16 protein-coding genes are annotated in these 17,031 nt (G+C 45.2%); 10 read left to right on the forward strand and 6 right to left on the reverse strand.

The window, feature by feature from the left end:
- Nucleotides 1–23 precede the first annotated feature (23 nt).
- From IRQ95_RS15955 to gabT, 4 genes are all read left to right on the forward strand, one after another.
- Nucleotides 24–602, forward strand: a complete 579-nt coding sequence (locus tag IRQ95_RS15955; protein WP_075649249.1) for a TRAP transporter small permease subunit — start codon at nt 24–26, stop codon at nt 600–602.
- Complete coding sequence (locus tag IRQ95_RS15960) at nt 599–1,921, forward strand: TRAP transporter large permease (protein WP_194437858.1); 1,323 nt, start codon at nt 599–601, stop codon at nt 1,919–1,921. Before IRQ95_RS15955 ends, IRQ95_RS15960 begins: the two co-directional genes overlap by 4 nt.
- A 1-nt stretch (nt 1,922) precedes the next feature.
- Entirely contained in the window at nt 1,923–2,360 is a 438-nt protein-coding gene (locus tag IRQ95_RS15965; RefSeq protein ID WP_075649247.1) for a universal stress protein, read from the forward strand.
- Nucleotides 2,361–2,463: 103 nt separating this feature from the next.
- Nucleotides 2,464–3,735 carry a 4-aminobutyrate--2-oxoglutarate transaminase gene (gene gabT / locus IRQ95_RS15970; RefSeq protein ID WP_194437859.1) on the forward strand — a complete coding sequence of 424 codons (1,272 nt, stop codon included), beginning with the start codon at nt 2,464–2,466 and terminating at the stop codon, nt 3,733–3,735.
- 86 nt (nt 3,736–3,821) lie between these two features.
- Here gabT and IRQ95_RS15975 read toward each other — a convergent pair whose 3' ends face one another.
- Nucleotides 3,822–5,006, reverse strand: coding sequence for a MalY/PatB family protein (locus tag IRQ95_RS15975; RefSeq protein WP_194437860.1), 1,185 nt, complete (start codon nt 5,004–5,006; stop codon nt 3,822–3,824).
- A gap of 110 nt (nt 5,007–5,116) precedes the next feature.
- Nucleotides 5,117–5,473, reverse strand: a complete 357-nt coding sequence (locus IRQ95_RS15980; RefSeq protein WP_083627166.1) for a PTS lactose/cellobiose transporter subunit IIA — start codon at nt 5,471–5,473, stop codon at nt 5,117–5,119.
- A gap of 163 nt (nt 5,474–5,636) precedes the next feature.
- On the opposite strand from IRQ95_RS15980, the gene IRQ95_RS15985 reads away from it, so the two are divergent.
- The 4 genes from IRQ95_RS15985 to IRQ95_RS16000 all read left to right on the forward strand — a co-directional run bounded on the left by IRQ95_RS15985 (nt 5,637) and on the right by IRQ95_RS16000 (nt 9,624).
- Nucleotides 5,637–5,978, forward strand: a complete 342-nt coding sequence (locus IRQ95_RS15985) for a PTS sugar transporter subunit IIB (RefSeq protein ID WP_228481452.1) — start codon at nt 5,637–5,639, stop codon at nt 5,976–5,978.
- A 72-nt stretch (nt 5,979–6,050) separates the two neighbouring features.
- Complete coding sequence (locus tag IRQ95_RS15990; protein WP_194437861.1) at nt 6,051–7,394, forward strand: PTS sugar transporter subunit IIC; 1,344 nt, start codon at nt 6,051–6,053, stop codon at nt 7,392–7,394.
- Between the two features lie 53 nt (nt 7,395–7,447).
- Entirely contained in the window at nt 7,448–8,575 is a 1,128-nt protein-coding gene (locus IRQ95_RS15995) for a M24 family metallopeptidase (protein WP_194437862.1), read from the forward strand.
- The gene (locus IRQ95_RS16000; protein WP_194437863.1) at nt 8,575–9,624 is read left to right on the forward strand and encodes a M42 family metallopeptidase; all 1,050 of its coding nucleotides are present in this window, start codon (nt 8,575–8,577) and stop codon (nt 9,622–9,624) included. The genes IRQ95_RS15995 and IRQ95_RS16000 overlap by 1 nt, the downstream gene beginning before the upstream one ends.
- Here the strand turns inward: IRQ95_RS16000 and IRQ95_RS16005 are convergent.
- Nucleotides 9,575–11,338 (reverse strand): BglG family transcription antiterminator, encoded by a 1,764-nt coding sequence (locus IRQ95_RS16005; RefSeq protein ID WP_194437864.1) that lies wholly within the window; start codon nt 11,336–11,338, stop codon nt 9,575–9,577. The genes IRQ95_RS16000 and IRQ95_RS16005 overlap by 50 nt on opposite strands.
- Before the next feature lie 256 nt (nt 11,339–11,594).
- Nucleotides 11,595–12,947 (reverse strand): molecular chaperone, encoded by a 1,353-nt coding sequence (gene yegD / locus IRQ95_RS16010; protein ID WP_194437865.1) that lies wholly within the window; start codon nt 12,945–12,947, stop codon nt 11,595–11,597.
- 196 nt (nt 12,948–13,143) lie between these two features.
- On the opposite strand from yegD, the gene yghU reads away from it, so the two are divergent.
- On the forward strand, nt 13,144–14,004 hold the full coding sequence (gene yghU / locus IRQ95_RS16015) for a glutathione-dependent disulfide-bond oxidoreductase (RefSeq protein WP_194437866.1): 861 nt from the start codon (nt 13,144–13,146) through the stop codon (nt 14,002–14,004).
- 59 nt (nt 14,005–14,063) lie between these two features.
- Here the strand turns inward: yghU and IRQ95_RS16020 are convergent, their stop codons facing one another.
- A complete protein-coding gene (locus tag IRQ95_RS16020) occupies nt 14,064–14,828 on the reverse strand; it encodes a hypothetical protein (protein WP_194437867.1) in 765 nt (254 codons plus the stop codon).
- A 228-nt stretch (nt 14,829–15,056) separates the two neighbouring features.
- Nucleotides 15,057–16,232, reverse strand: a complete 1,176-nt coding sequence (locus IRQ95_RS16025; protein ID WP_194437868.1) for a quinone-dependent dihydroorotate dehydrogenase — start codon at nt 16,230–16,232, stop codon at nt 15,057–15,059.
- Nucleotides 16,233–16,387: 155 nt separating this feature from the next.
- On the opposite strand from IRQ95_RS16025, the gene IRQ95_RS16030 reads away from it, so the two are divergent.
- A complete protein-coding gene (locus IRQ95_RS16030) occupies nt 16,388–17,005 on the forward strand; it encodes a hypothetical protein (RefSeq protein ID WP_194437869.1) in 618 nt (205 codons plus the stop codon).
- The last annotated feature ends 26 nt before the right edge of the window (nt 17,006–17,031 follow it).

Below are 17,031 nucleotides of genomic sequence, written 5' to 3' on the forward strand. Positions count from 1 at the left end.
TTATGCTGTTAGGGATGAAGTCTATGTTGAGTACAGTGTTAGCAACGTACTGTCGCGGCGTGAACAAGATAATCTATTTGATCGGTGTGTCAGCATCGCTCTTAATGCCTATTCTGGCAGCGACGGTCGCTTTTGAAGTCTTTTCTCGTTATGTACTGGGTGCGCCAACCATTTGGGCATACGACGTATCACTTTTTTTATTTGGCTATATTGCTGCGCTAGGTGGCGCATTAGCCCAACAAAATAAAGCTCATATTAATGTGGATGTGCTCTATCTATCGGTTTCGGCACGAGTGCGTTCACTGTTCAATCTATTTTCTTACTCGCTGGCGATTTTCTTTCTTTATGTGGTGCTGATTATGGCACTGGGTAAGTTTGAAGAAGCCGTCGAGTTTAACTACCGCCGTCAGTCTGAATGGGCACCATCGATGGCACATTTCTGGGTAATGATGGTGGTGGCTTGTGGCGCGTTCATCGTCCAATTTACCAGCGATATTGTGCAAGACCTTTACTACTTGTTTACCGGTAAATCGTTAATTGAGCAGGCTCCAGAAGAGAGCGAGGAAACCGAGACACTAGTCGAACAAGCGGGGGATTTATGAGTATTGAAGTATTAACGCTGTTGCTCATTGGCTGCATTCTTGCCAGTTTTGCACTTGGTGCACCGGTGGGGCTTGCCCTTGGCGGTATCGCGATGGGGATGGGTTATCTCACTTGGGGCGAGGGCATTTTTAACCTAGTGCCGACCACCATCGAAAGTAATTTCTTTAGCTTTATCTTGCTGGCTATCCCGCTGTATATCTATATGGGACAGTTGCTGACTCGCTCCGGTATTGGTGATGCGATGTTTAATGCCAGCCAAATGGTGATTGGTCGTATTCGCGGCTCTTTAGCGGTCAGCGTTATCGGTGTCTGTTCGATGATTGGCGCGATGGTAGGCATCATCGGTGCCGGCATTATGACTTCAGGCAGTATCGCACTCAAACCGATGTTAGAGCGTGGCTACGATAAACGCTTAGCACTTGGTGTGATCATGGCGGGTGGCGGATTGGGTATTTTGATCCCGCCGAGCATTCCAATGATCATGTATGCTGCGACGACGCAAAACTCGGTAGGGCGTATGTTCCTTGCTGCGATCATTCCGGCGCTAATCTCGATCGTTTTGCTGATGGCTTACGTCATTATCAGCTGTAAACTCAACCCGAAAAAAGCTCCGCTTGGCACTGGCAGTGAAACCAAAATGTCGGGCAAAGAAAAGTTCACAACAGCCCGTGATGGTTTCTTTTCTTTGCTACTGATTGTCGCGGTATTGGGCAGCATTATTACCGGCATTGCAACGCCAACAGAATCCGGGGCGATTGGGGTAGTTGGCGCGATTATCTTGGCTATTTTGTTTAAGCGCTTTCGCTTTGAAATGTTCAAGTCATCGGGTTTTGAGACTGCGATGTTAGTCAGTGTCTCGATGTGGATCATTCTCGGCGCGTCGCTATTTAGTAACTTCCACATGTTAAGTGGCGTGCAAAATATGGTAGCGCAAATCACTCAAGATCTTGGCTTGCCTCCGCTTGGGGTGATCATTCTGATGCAAGTGATCATGTTACTGCTCGGCTTTATCATCGACGAGCTGATCATCGTCTTGATGTGTGCACCACTGTTTACCCCGATTGTTGTCTCGCTTGGCTACGACCCAATTTGGTTCGGCATTTTGATGATTCTGAATATTGAGATCGCGGTACAAACCCCTCCTTATGGTTTCGCACTTTTCTACCTGAAAGGTATCGCGCCTCCGGGTGTCAGTATGATGGATATTTATCGCTCAATTCTGCCGTTTATCGCTTTGAAACTGTGTGTGCTGATCATGTGCATGATGTTCCCTGAAGTGGTGATGTGGCTACCGAATAAAGTGATGGGAGTAAATTAGTATGAGCCTTAAGCGAATCTTGATGCCCGTTGACCTTGTCTACCCAGATGTGGTGAAAAAAGAGGTCGATATGGCGCTTAAATTGATCGATGAACATGGTGTTATCGACATGCTCTACGTTGATGAGGCGAAAGTTCACCACAGTATGGTGCCAACCGCTTCCGGCAGTGCTTTTTCTGAGCAGCATAAAAGCGCCTTTGACAGCGTGCAAACCATGCTTGAGATGTATGTACCCAAGCAGCACCGCGGTAAGGCGATTGTGCGCAATGGTGTGGTATTCGATGAAGTGGTACTGCAAGCCAAACGTTCTCAAGTGGATGCGATTGTAATGGCATCTGCCAAGCCCAAGTTGCGTTCATATTTTCTTGGCTCAAATGCCGCCAAGATTGTGCGCCATTCTCATTGCTCGGTGTTTGTCGTCAAAGATGATCCCAGTTAATTAATCTCGCGCCAAACGGCGCACATAATCATAACCATAAAGTTAAGCTGCCAAAGGGAGTAATTCCTGGCGGAGGTACACTCACAAACTCAAGGAATAGACAATGACCAACCAACAACTGCACCAGAGAAGAAGTCAGGCATTTTCTAACGGTATGGGCGCGCTCTACCCAATTTATGTCGCTAAAGCAGAAAACGCGTTAATTTGGGATGTCGAAGGCAATCGCTATATCGATTTTGCCGCGGGTATCGCGGTAAACAACACCGGTCACTCTAATAAGCGCATTACCGAAGCGGTTAAGGCTCAGCTGGATAACTTCTCCCATACTTGTGCGCTAGTTACGCCATATGAGTCGTTTGTTGAACTGGCAGAAAAGCTGACAGAAATTGCCCCAGGTGAGTCTGCAAAGAAAGCGATTTTCTTAACCACAGGCGCAGAAGCGGTCGAAAACGCCGTCAAAGTGGCGCGTGCGCATACTGGTCGCAGCGGTGTGATTGCGTTTAAAGGGGCTTTCCATGGTCGTACCAATTTAACCATGGCACTAACTGGTAAGGTTGCGCCGTATAAAGCGAGTTTCGGTCCTTTCCCTGGTGAAGTGTTCCACGCACCATACCCAAATGAATTCCACGGTGTGAGTGTTGAACAGAGCCTACAAGCGCTTGAAGATCTGTTTACATGCGATATTGAAGCATCCCGTGTGGCGGCGATTATCTTTGAACCTGTGCAGGGTGAGGGTGGTTTCTATAAAGCGCCAGCTGAGTTTGCTCAAGCACTACGTCAGATTTGTGATAAGCACGGCATCATGTTGATTGCCGATGAAATCCAAGCGGGTTTTGCTCGTACCGGTAAGATGTTTGCCACAGAGCATTTGGGTATTGAGCCGGATATGATGACGTTAGCGAAAGGTATTGCCGGCGGTTTCCCAATTTCTGCGGTCGTCGGTAAAGCTGAGGTAATGGATTCAGCTCCTGCTGGTGGTCTGGGCGGCACTTATGCCGGTTCACCAATGGGGTGTGTGGCAGGTCTTGAAGTGCTTAAGATTATCGAAGAGGAAGACTTGTGTGCCAAAGCTAATGGCATTGGTGAAATCGTCAATGCACGTATGACTAAGCTGCAGCAAACAGTACCGCAGATCGGTCAGGTGCGTACGCACGGTGCAATGATGGCGATTGAGTTTACTGATCCGCAAACGGGTCAGCCGCTACAAGATTTGACTAAAGCTATTATCGGTAAAGCGCAGGAAAATGGCGTGATCTTGCTGTCATGTGGGGTGAAAGCGAACGTAATCCGTTTGCTACCGGCACTGACAATCGAATCTGAAATCCTCAATGAAGGGTTAGACAAGCTGGAAAAAATCATCCAAGAACTGGTTTAAAGCTTCGTCCCATTCACTAATCAACGTTGGCTAACTCAAAACCCAGTGGTGTCAAACTGCTGGGTTTTGTTCATTGAATCAGCCGTTTATCTTAATGAGTGAATGGCTTTAATTAGCCCTTCCACGCCACGCTCGACTTTTTCCCGTTGGCAACCCACGTTTAATCTTAAATGGTTGATGCCAAGTGGACCGTAGCAATCGCCGCGCATGATGGCAATTTTCTGCTGGTGGATAAGCGCGTGTTGCAGTTTATCCATATCGATATTGAGCGGTGTTAAATTCAGCCACGCTAGATAGGTCCCTTGCGGTACGTGCAAGCTAAGTTGTGGAAATTCTTGATTGAGACGCTCGGTTACCCACTGCAAGTTACCGTGCAGATATTCTTTCAGCGTATGTAGCCAAGGAGCACCTTCGCGATAAGCCGCCATGGTGGCAATCACCCCGAGAATTGCGGGTGACGATAACCCTTCCGTCTGTTTAAGAATATTGAGGTAGGCTTGCTTGGTTTCTTCACACGCTATCGCCGCATACGCGCCAGTTAAAGCGGGAATGTTAAATGATTTCGATGCAGAGCTGACGATTGCCCATTGATCGTCACAGGCGACTTCTACCCAAGGTGTATACGGGGTAAAGCAGATATCCATATGGATATCATCACTGATCACTTTGAGCTGATTACGCTTGGCTATTTCGGCAATTTTCTTGAGTTCTTCTCGCGACCAAACTTTGCCAGTTGGGTTGTGCGGGTTACACAATAGCAGCACTTTACAACGCGGATCTTCCGCTTGTGTGGTGAAGTGTTGCCAATCGACTTGATAGCCGCTGTTTTCATCATCGTCGACATAAGTGAGTGGACTTGCCAATGCTTGGCGATTGGCGCTCTCTATCAGTGGACGAAAGGCGTCATAAGCTGGGTCGAAAAACAGCACGCCATCATCAGGAGCAGACCAGAGCTGAATGAGTTTTGCGACGATATAGATGACCGAAGGTCCATAAACCAAGCTTTCTGGGTCTAAATTGGCGTTATATTCGCTACTAAACCAATGGCAAATCGCCTGTTTAAAGTCATCATGATTCCAACGACTGTAACCAAAGATCCCGTGGTCTAAGCGTTTTTGCAGCGCAGCGGTAATACAAGGTGCCGCCGCGAAATCCATGTCGGAAATAGTGAATGGCAAAAGGTCAGCAGCGCCAAAACGGTCACTGACGTAATCCCATTGGGTTGAATAGCTATTAAGGCGGCAGGTAGGGGCAGAAAAATCAAAACTCATTGCGCAGTTCCAAATTAAATCATATCCAAATTAAACCTGAGGGAGACGTGGCGCTTACACGCCACGTCGGCATTACTGCAGGAGCGACAAACCTTTGGGGGAAAGGCAGTTTATTGGTTCAGCAATGCTTGTTCTAATTTGTATAGGCGACGGTTTTGTTCAATCATTTTACGGATGAGTTCGCGTTCAGATAGCGTGGTCATCAGGTGGTCTTGTGCGTGTACCATGATCATACTCACCACGATTTTTTCACCGCTGATCTCTTGGCGAATCAGGTCAGTTTGCACTTCATGTGCTTTGCGCACGCTGACGTTGCATTGTTCCATCATAGCTGCCGCTTCTTCAAATTTGCCTTCTTCAGACAGCGTTAAAGCTTCATAAGCATAGCCCTTCGCTTCGCCAGAATAACTAACGATAGAGATTATGATTTTTTCGAATTCTTCATTCATTTCTTGAGAGTTGCTCATGGGGATGTTCCTTGGATTTCACTTGATGGTTGCACATTAGCAGAAGCGAATTAAAAAGCGATGAAACTTGATTTCACAATATCAGTGAAATCAAGTTTCGTTGACGAATGTAAGTAAATGTTTGTTAATTAGCCCGTACTCAAATATGAAAACAAAGGGCTGTATGATGAATATTTTATTAGTTTGTGCTGGCGGTTTTTCAACCACGATGATGATGGAAGAAATGAAGAAAACCATCAATGGTAGTCAAATGCTGAATATTGAAGATTTTACACTTGAAGCTATTTCAGTAGATCGCCTGTCAGAAAAAATTAATAACTTTGATGTGATCTTGGTAGGTCCTCAGCTAAGCCACAAATATAAAAACATTGAAGCGGCAGCTTTAGAAAATAACAAACCATCAGTTCTACTATCAGCAGAAATTTACGGTGCAATGGATGGTGCGACGGTGCTTAAGCAAGCACTACTTGCCCATAAAAAGCACCAAATGAGCCTGGTTGACTAAGTTTTACCTCTCTCCCTACCACCTGCGGATACACGCAGGTGTTACCTATTATAATGAATGAAGGTTACGTATATGAGCCTATTCGCCTCTTTTGAAAAGCTGCTCAGCAAAATATTATTGCCGATTGCAGAGAAAATAGATAAACAAGTCCATCTTAGTGCCGTTAAAAAAGGCATGGTGGTATTAACGCCAATCCTATTATTAGGTTCAATGGCTTACCCATTAAAAGCACTGAAAAACGTATTTTCTGATTCGGCAGCAGTGCAAGAATGGTTTATTAATAACACTTATCTTATCGATCTTTTAATTAAATTTTCACTTGGTTTTATCGCCATTTACACTGTGATAGCAATTGCTTATTTTTTGAGTGAAGGCTACAAAATATATACAGTGGGTGCGGTTGCCTTATCCCTTTTTGCTTATTTGATCATGACCACGTCGGTCAACCCAGATGGTTCGTTAGATATTCGCTTCTTTGACTCAAAAGGTCTATTTACAGCGATATTTGTCGCGATTGCCAGTGTGGAAATCTATCGTTTCTTTACCGAAAAGAGACTGGTGATCAGAATGCCAGAGGGTGTGCCAGACTTCGTATCTAGCTCATTTGAACTGATCACGCCGACCGCATTTATTGCAGTACTGTTTGTTTCAGCACGTTACTTTATTGCGGAGTGGACGGGTGGTTTACTACTGCCTGAAATCCTAATGCAAGTGCTTGCGCCAGTGGTAGGTAGCTTGGATAACCTATGGGTGGTGTGGTTTGTGATCATGCTACGTCTGTTGTTCTGGTTCTTTGGTATCCACTCAGCAGTATTAAGCCCGATCCTATCGCCAATCTTCGTGCAATATCTTTCTGAAAACATTGCCGCGAAAACGGCAGGCGTTGAACTGACTCACTTTGTTACTGGCGGTACGTTCTCAGCGTTCGTTAACTTTACAGGGTCAGGTGTTACTTTAGGTCTGGTTATCGCGATGTTGATTGCGAAAACTCAACGCTACCGCAAGGTTGGTCAGGTTTCTTTAGTGCCAAGTTTGTTTGGTATTAACGAGCCAGTGCTATTTGGTGCGCCAATTATCTTGAACCCGATTCTATTTATCCCGTTCGTACTGGGTGGTTCGCTGATTGGTATCTTCCCACTGGTATTGATGAAATATGGCTTCTTAGCGAAACCGTTCTTTGATCCACCGTATCTACCATTGTTCTTTGAAGGTTACTTAACAAGCTTTGACTGGAAGACGCCATTTGTTCAAGCACTACAGATTGTCGCCTCATTCTTCTGTTACTACCCGTTCTTTAGAATCATGGATAGACAAGAGATGGCTCGTGAAGCGGCGCTAAAAGCAGAACAAGAGAAGAAATCAGTATTCAGTAAGAAAGACGATGAATTGTTGGATGAGCTGGGACTCGATTTCTAACGCAACACACTCGATGCATGGTTTCTCGAAATAACGAATGAATGGATATTGAAATGCGGACATTCAGCTTAGATCCTTACTTAGAACAGTTTGATGCTTTGCTTGTTAGTGACACTCACCACAAGCGTTATCTGAGCGGTTTTACTGGCAGTGGCGGGTACTTATTGCTGACGCAGTCAGGGTGCGAACTCTTGGTCGCAGGTAAGTATTGGCAGCAAGTGGCAGAGCAAAGCCCGGATTGTTTGAGAGTGTCGACAGACCAACACGGTTGGTTGGAGACGCTGCAACAAAGGCTCAATGTTCACGGTATCCAGAGATTAGGTTTTGAGAGCCATGCGCTAAGTTTTCAACAAGTAGAACAGTTAAAACAGGCGCTCTCGCAACAACTGGTGCCGACCAACAATGTCGTCACTCCTATGAGACGTTGGAAGTCAGAGCAAGAAATTGCTCTGATCCGCAAGGCATGCGAAATCACCGAAACAGCGATTGAGCGAGGTTTACGTGATTTTCATCTTGGTATGACTGAACATCAACTCGCGGCCCACCTAGAGTTCCAAGCGCGAATGTTAGGGGCTGATAGCATTGATTTTCTGATTGTGGTTTCTGGTGAGCGAGGGGCGTTACCTCATGGGCGACCATCCCAGCGTGTCATTGAGCAAAATGAACTGGTCACGATTGATTTTGGCGTGGTGTATCAAGGTTATCACTCTGATGTGACCCGAACGTTTTGTACCGGACAGGTTTCTGAGCAACTGCAGACAATTTTTGATGTGGTGTTTACTGCGCAGCGAATGGGGGTTGAAATGCTTCGACCAGGTATCGCTGCCAGTCGAGTGGATGATGGTGTTAGACAGTACCTTGCTCGCCAAGGGTATCGAGAGGCATTTTGTCATGGCTTAGGTCATGGCGTTGGGTTGCAAGGTCATGAATACCCGAAACTTGCCTCCGATAGCAGCGCCACATTAGAAGTCGGTATGGTGGTTACTGTTGAACCGGGCGTCTATTTGCCTCAGATCGGCGGTGTCAGGATTGAAGATACCTTAGTGATCACTGAAAACGGCTGTGAAAGTTTGACTCAATTGCCAAGAGAGCTACGCATGATTCCCTTACAGCCTGTTTCAACTGAGCCAGTAACCCAAGAATCTGGTCACCAAAGCAGAGAGCCAGGAGTATTAAAGTAATGAATGACTTCCGTTTGTTGGCGCAATTGAATAATGCTCATGGACCATCTGGGCGTGAGTATGAAGTAAGAAAAATTTTGTGTGATGAGCTTGCCGATATCGCTGATGAAATCAGCTTTGATGGTTTAGGCAGCCTGATTGCACGACTCAATCGCAACGCTACTGGTCCTAAAGTAGCGGTGGTTGCACATATGGATGAAGTGGGCTTTTTGATCCGCGAAATTCGTAGTGACGGTTTATTGAAAGTGTTTAAGCTTGGCGGTATTGATCCGCGTGTTGCGATCAACAGTGAAATCGAGCTCAAAACCCGCAGTGGTGAAAAATTCACAGGGCTGCTGTGGAGCGATAAGCCGCTGGGAGAACTCACCATTGATGACCTGTGGCTTGATGTCGGTGCAACAAGCCGCGAGCAAGTGGCGGCAATGGGTATCGAAATTGGTGATAGTGCGGTCTTTGCTACTCGTCACTTCCAGTTAAATAACAGCGAAACCTTAGTCGGCAAAGCGATGGATGATCGCATTGGCTGCTGGCTTGGAGCAGAGTTGATGCGCTCACTCAAACAGAGCGCACCACAGTGTGATCTTTATTTTGTTGCTACAGTGCAAGAAGAAGTGGGCACCAAAGGCGGAAAAACTGCGATTGAGCAATTGAAGCCGGATGTGGTCATTGTGCTGGATGTGGCGACGGCTAAACATCTAACGCCACAGTCTGGTTCTCAACGTTTGTTTGGTCACGGACCATGTTTAGTGGTAGCTGACAAGATTGCTTTAGGGCATTACCCTTTGCTGAACTTGGTCAGTGATGTGGCGAAAGAATACGGTATTGCCGTTCAACGCGATTTTCTTGCTGGTGGCGGTACTGACAATGGCCCGGCAACGTTGGTAGGCAGTGGCATTGCTGGTTTAGCGATTATATTACCTGTACGTAACTGCCATTCGGCTTATACCCAAGTGAAGCAAAGCGATGCGCTCAATTGTCTCGCTTTGCTCAAGCATGTGGTTACTCAGTTGGATGAAACGCAGACAGCGCGCTTGTACTCCTATTGCTGAGTGGGGTTTCCGTATCTGCGGCAAGAAGGAACGGTCCTTGCTCGGTAAGCTTTTGGTGTAATTGATGTACAGCACGTAAGTGCTGTACGTTATCCAGATGGCTGATCATCATGATTTGGCGGATATTGCGCTGGAAAACATCACTGATTGACTTATCCAAGCGCAAATGAGCGATGCTTATTCGTTCACAGTGTGATGCGCTTTTGCCGTGACAAACGAGTAAACCGTGTTGAGCAAAGTAGGCATGGTTACGGGCGTAAAATAACGTGACTATACCGTGTGAATAGCGTTCGTTAACTAGGCCAAGTTGTACCATTTCACCACTTAACCAGTTGAGAATAGGCACTAATTCACCTTGAGCGGGCAATGTTGACGTATCGCTTAGGGTAACGAGTAGATCATCCAGTGAGGGTAAAGCGCGATCATCGATCACCTTGTCACCGAGTTGCGCCAGCACCTGACTCACAAACGCTTCGTTGTTGAGCTCAACACTGCTACTTTTCGCAATCGCCAGTAAGGTTTCCAAAGAGACACAATGGCTGCTGCGCGCTTCAATCGCCCGATTGATTAAACGGGTAATGTAACCAATTTCCTCGTTGCGCAGTGGCTCAACAAGATGATGTCGATACTGCTCGGTAACGGTTTTAACTTGTTCAAACAATGCTTTGGAATATGGGCTTTGTTCACCAAGTTGTGTGTTGAGATTATTCTTCGCGCGATAAACGGCGGTCGTCAGGTAGGTGACGATGTCATTCAGCAACGCGGTATCAGTTAACAAATCTTTGCCGCAATCTTGGCTAATCACACTCAGCAGTTGGAATATAAAGCTTTCCGCTTGCAGGCGTTTTTCATAGAAGCCATCGGTATTGATCCCGCCAAGGAAGTACTCGGCTAAATGCAGCGCTTCAAAATGATACCCTTCCTGTTGCCAACCGAGCGCCTGCTTGATATAGCCAAATGCTTTGGTTGATTGCAAAAACGTACCGTTATTTTTGCGGTTAATAAACACCCCTTGCTGAATACGGCTCAAGGTGATCATCACATAGATGGTAAAGAGATTTCTAAACTCATCACTCAAAGCGCAGTTGGCACTTTGTTCAATTTGAGTAACCGCTAAAAATGCGTCATATGGCTGATACTTTTCAACATATGCCTGCACAATCGACACAATATCCCGTTCATAGAAATAGCGCTTTTTGAGATAATGAACGTGGTCGTTTTTACAAAAAAGGTATTTAGAGGCGTAACACATTTGCAAGTAACGTATTTGCTTCTCTTTGCCGGAAACGTGCAGGTGTTGATCGATCACTTCGAGCTCTAATGCCAAGCTACTGAACATCTCATTGGTGGCGCGTAGATCTTTGTTGAGTGTTGGGCGACTGACTTTAAGATACTGCTGAATCTCACATAATGGCGTTTGCGGTGCAAAGAGCGCAATGACGGCTAAGTATTCTTCCCGTTCCAGTTTGGAGTAGACAAAGTTAGTCGCGAATACATCGCTAAAGAATGGACTGGCATCATACGGGTAGTGGAGTTCGCCGTTGGTTAAGGCGATGGGTGTCATTCCCAACTTTTCTAGATAGAAATTGATGTTCTCAATCGCATAGCGCAGGTTGCGCGAAGTCATATTGAATACTGAAGCGAGGGCATTGAGGGACGTGCATTGCATCGTAAGGGCAGTGACGATATCAAAATGCTGTTTATTGAGACTCATGAGCAGTTAGGTCAGTCGAATTTGTCTAATTCTATCAATAGCAAACCGCTAAAGATGAGAGCTAGCCTACTAAATGAGGTAGAGAGAATGATGCGAAAGACAACGGGATACGGCGAAATTTAGCAAACTGTTATCAAGTTGAGTGAAAGGTTGGAATATGGTGCGGTGATTGGGTGTTGCAATCGGTGAGTATCGACTTAACAAAAGGCTCGCAATAGGACGCGAGCCTTGTAGTGAGTTGTGCTATCCGCTTTGATTAGCGATAGATTAGGTTTGCCCAGTGAGTTAAACCAGCGGTGACAGAACCAAAGTAGTTGCCGCTGACAATCTCTGTATTTGGCAACACTGATGCCACTGCTGAGGTGAGCGCTTTTGAGCGTGATGAACCACCAGTCATGTAAATCACATCTGGTTGGATGCCGCTTTGTGTTACGGCGTCTTGAACCAAGCTGCGGATCTTGTGCATTGGGTTTTCAATTGCAGCATCAATGGCTTCACGCGTGGTAGGCACGTTGAATGCTTCGCTCACCAGGTCGATAGTGGTGGTGTAATCGTTATGTTCAGACATGGCAATTTTAGCCAACTCTGCTTGATGGATAACCCCGTGACCTAATGTCTCTTGGTGCAACTTAACCAGACGTTGTAGCTTTTCAGGCTGCATTGCTTCTTTGTGGAACTGGCGCAGCATCGATAGGTTATCGTGGGCATAAAAGTCACGTTGAGCTTGAACATCGTTAATTGCAATCGCATTCCAAAATTGGATTAAAGGCAGATCTAACCCACTTTTTAGTTTGCTACCCAAGCCGAATTCGGTCATCAAACACTTAAAGGCGATGAAGATATCCAGATCGTTACCACCCACCATTTGACCGGTGTGCGCCAGCAGTGAATCACGGCGATCTTGCTTACCACGCCAAGTTGGTCCCATTTGAATCATCGAGCAGTCTGTCGTACCACCACCGATATCGACAACCAGTACTTTTTTGTCGCTATTTAAGGTTGCCTCAAAGTCCAAGCCTGCTGCAACGGGCTCATATTGAAACTCAATATCTTTAAAGCCAGCACGTTTTGCTGCGCGAGTCAGAATATCCACCGCTTGAATGTTGGATGCTTCGCCGCCGCGACCTAAGAAGTTGACAGGGCGACCAATAACAGTCTGAGTAAATTCTTTTCTTGCTGAACTTTCCGCGCGGCGTTTGATGTTACTCATCATAGCGCAGACCAGATCTTCAAAGAACGAGAGTTGTAAATCGCGCAAACCCATTGCACCCAAAAACGATTTAGGTGATTTGACGAAGTAAACGTCTTTAGGATCTTCGAGGTAAAGCTCCAATGCTTCATTACCGAATTTTACGTCATCGGTGCGCACTTCAAGCCCTTCTTCACGGTTGATTGTTATAGCTCTTCTTAATACCGCTTGGTTTGCGTCGTTACTTGGCTCGATGTTTAAGCAGCGAAATAGGTACTCTGAAACCGACTCCGCATTTGGCGCGCAAAGTGTTGATGGCAAATAGATGTTCTCTCCTACCAAAGGGATCGGTGTGACTTTATCTTCAACAAGATGAGCGACACAGCAGTTGGCCGTTCCAAAATCAAATCCTAGGGACATCTTAACCTCAACGTTAGGGAAAAAAGGGGGGCGCACACTAAACCTTACACTGGTAGTCGGGTCAAGGATAAATTGTGTTGTCGATGTTATTCAAAGCAACAATTTAATCAATAGAGGTTGTGTTTTGCTGCTTTTGTCACCAGATTATCTATAGTCATTCCAATCGGAATCACACAGCAATCGATAAGGAACTGTCATGACAAGTGAATATACGCCACCGAAAGTGTGGACAACCGATACTGAAACGGGTGGAACTTGGGCAAGCATTAATCGACCAACCGCTGGGGCGAGACATGAGCAAGCTCTGCCAGAAGGCGAGCACCCTTTACAGCTTTACTCGATGGGAACGCCAAATGGTCAAAAAGTTACCATTATGCTCGAAGAGTTGCTGGCTTTAGGGATCACTGAAGCTCAGTATGATGCCCATATGATCCGAATTGGTGATGGTGATCAGTTCTCATCTGGCTTTGTCGCTGTGAATCCAAATTCAAAAATTCCTGCGCTGGTGGATAAATCTGTGTCTCCGGTGGCAAACGTGTTTGAATCGGGACATATATTGCTTTATCTGGCAGAGAAGTTTGGCTGCTTGTTGCCGAAAGATCCGGCAACCAAAACAGTGGCGATGAACTGGCTATTTTGGCTGCAAGGCAGTGCGCCTTATCTTGGTGGCGGTTTTGGGCATTTCTATGCTTACGCCCCTGAGAAGTTTGAATACCCAATTAATCGTTTCACGATGGAAACTAAGCGCCAGTTAGATCTGCTTAACAATCACTTGGCGGATAATCGCTATTTGGCAGGCGAAGAATACTCAATTGCTGATATCGCGACTTGGCCTTGGTACGGCAACTTAGTACTCGGTAAGCTTTATGACGCAGCAGAGTTTTTGGATGTTGCCAGCTATCCACATCTCGTTCGTTGGGCGCAAGAAATTTCTGAACGCCAAGCGGTGCAACGTGGCCGTATTGTCAATCGAGCTTGGGGTGAAGAGTGGGAGCAAGTGGTGGAGCGCCATAGTGCTGACGACATAGATCAAGTGCTTGCTAAGCAGCCGAAGTAATCGAAGCAGCCTAAGCAACATTTATTCGCCCCTCAATCCGAGGGGCGAGTAATTTAAATCTATTGGTACAGTGGCACTATGATGTCGGCTTTCGCTAAAGTAAAGGATGCCGCATTGTCTTGGTTACTCTGTTTACCAATCTTTTTGGCCTCAGGGATAACCACGAAAATTATTTCGGGTCGCTTGGTTATTCTAGGGCCGCGCTCACCGTTTGCGTCCAATTTATAACCATCAATATACACGGTTAACACCGTATCTTTTTTATCTCGCTTGTCGACAAAAAACGTTCCGAGTTCATGCACCGCTCCCCATGTGTATTCTAAAGAAACTTCTTTTGCGCTCGGGAGATAGATGTCATAACTGCGATTAGGCATGTTAGGGCGAATACTATTAATGGCAATGTCGAGTCGCTTTTCGACAAACTGCCCGCTTTGAAAAGGCTTTCCCTCTTTTTTATCTTTATCGGCGACAAAACCATTACATTTTTGGCTTTCGCCTTTTCGAGCTTCAAAGCGATAGGTGGCACAAGCAAACTCGGTTACAAGGCTTTTAATGCCTTTAAGTAATGCAGGGGAGGCAAACGCATCCAACTCGAACTGACCTAAAGTGTCTACTTGTTTAAAAAGCTCTGGGGCGGCACTTTCAAACTGAGCGTTAAAACTCAATGGGATAAAATTATTGTTCTCGATAGCGGCTTTGATGACATTGTTGGTGTCATAGACCCGGTTGCCGTTATTGTCACTGACCGACCAAGCAAAATTTCCATAATCTGCCAATACATTGAAACTTGAAAGAACCAGTACCAAGAATATGGTTTTAAGCATCTTTACTTTCCTGTATTTAGAGGGCTTTTAAACCATTTTACATACAGCGTGTTGGCATTCTATGTTGATGGTAAGCAAAGTCTTAATATTGATATCAAGCTCTAATTTATTTGCAATTTCTTACAGCAAGCCTAAATGTGAAATGATCACACCAATAGATAGTTTTTTTCGGATCAGAAAGCCAGTCATGCTAAATCTGGCTTATTTGCGAGTAATAAAAATTGGCTATTAAGCAACTTCTTTTACTTCGGTATCGTTAGGCGTTTGTTTTAATTTAGGGAGAGGGTTACGAGAGCCGACCGCTTCTTCTATTGAATTAAAGCCATCTTCTTTGAGCAATTTTACTAAGCCACGATTGATCTCATTGATGTTCTGTGGCCCATCAAAGATCATCGTGGTGATCATATGTAATAAACTTGCGCCAGAAGTGATCTTCTCGTAAGCATCACGAGCGCTAAATACACCACCGACACCAATTATGGTCAGTTCTCCACGCGTACGTCGATAAACATGTCGAATCACATCTGTTGAGATCCTTTGCAGTGGCAATCCGCTCATTGCCCCTTTGTGGAAAGGTAACTCTTCTTTGACATACTCTTGATTGTGAGCTGGCTTAGCGAGGTTAGTCAAAACGACACCATCAATTTTGTGTTCAACACAGCAATCGACGATGGTGTTTATCTCTTCAATTTCCATATCGGCAGCGAGTTTGACATAAATTGGTCTCCCTTCAACTCGATTCTGATTGACCGCAATCAGCAGTGCATCGAGGTTACGTTTATCCACAAAAGGTTCGCCATCTTGTGTGTTTGGGCAACTGATGTTGATGGTGTAATAGTCTCCGATATCTTTAAACAACCGCATGGTTTTTACGTAGTCATCGATGGAATCTTGTAAGTCAAATTCGGGCGTAATGTTAGATTTTGCAGCATTGATACCAACTTTAAGCTTACCGAAGTTTGTACCTTGCAGACGGGAAGATATCTTTTCAGCCCCTTGGTTATTCAAACCATACCAAACTAAGATAGATTTAGATTTCACCATTCTAAATAGACGTTTACCCGGATTGCCGGGACAAACTTCGCCAGTAAATGAACCAAGCTCAGCTAGCCCGAAGCCAATAGAAGGGTAGATGCTTGTTAACTCGCCATCTTTATCAAAGCCAGCGGAAAGGCCAATTGGGTTTCGGTACTCCACGCCATCTACAGTGGTATTTAGGCTTTTGTGCTCAAAATTAAACAGTAGTGATGTTAGAGATTTAGTCAGTGGGTTTGAGCCTAAAAATACACCTACGCGTTTAAATAGGTAGTGAGCGTCTTCAGGATCCATTAAGAAAATAAGTGGGCGGATAACTCGATATAGGACTCTAAAGAAAAGATTCCTTAAACCAACAATGAAGCTCATTGCTTTCTCCTTTACTTTTTATTTCACGTGATTGTTGTCATAACCATTTGCAAGGCTACCTCATAAATCGTAATGGTAATTATTATCATTTGGATCTATATTATGTGAAATTTGTGATATGAGGAGGGGTTATGCACAGGATTATGGCTCATTTTATGAAGAAAAATCTGCAAAAGCGTTACAGGACAGATTTTATTGCGACTGAGGGCAGTACCAAGCAGTGGCACTTTACGGGGCATTTTTACTATCTGCTTGATACCTTAAAGCTAAGTTATTCGAGTCAAGCGGGCTTAGTCACTTATGAAAGCATTAGTGAGGAATCATTAGGATCTTTGTGTAGAGAACTCAGTCGAGGAAATTGGACGCAACCGAATAAAATTGAGAATGTTCCAGCCTTGTTTACTTTGTCTGTGTGCGCAGTAACGTGGGAGAAATTGCATGGTCAAATGCGAGTTAAAGCTATACCCGATGCAGCCGCGTTGCGTTTTGAAGATATTGATTATCAAGCCTCCGAAGCTAAGTTTCAAAGCCCGTTTCGTAAAACTGATGATGCTGTTACGCCGATGGCCGATATTGGTGGTTTTGATAAAGAGATTAAGCGTGTTCGCAATATAACAACCGAAGAGTTTCTACAAATCTTAAGGGAGAATAATCAAACTGTTCCGATTGAACTGCGACAATCGATAAATGTTACAGCCAAAAATTTCGAATACCGTTTTACAGATGCTGAACAGTGTCTACTCACTAAGTTAGCGAATGAAATCGTAGATTAAAAGGCATACAAAGTTAGAAGACATTT

The organism is Vibrio fluminensis (assembly GCF_015278125.1).
Lineage (GTDB): Bacteria > Pseudomonadota > Gammaproteobacteria > Enterobacterales > Vibrionaceae > Vibrio > Vibrio fluminensis.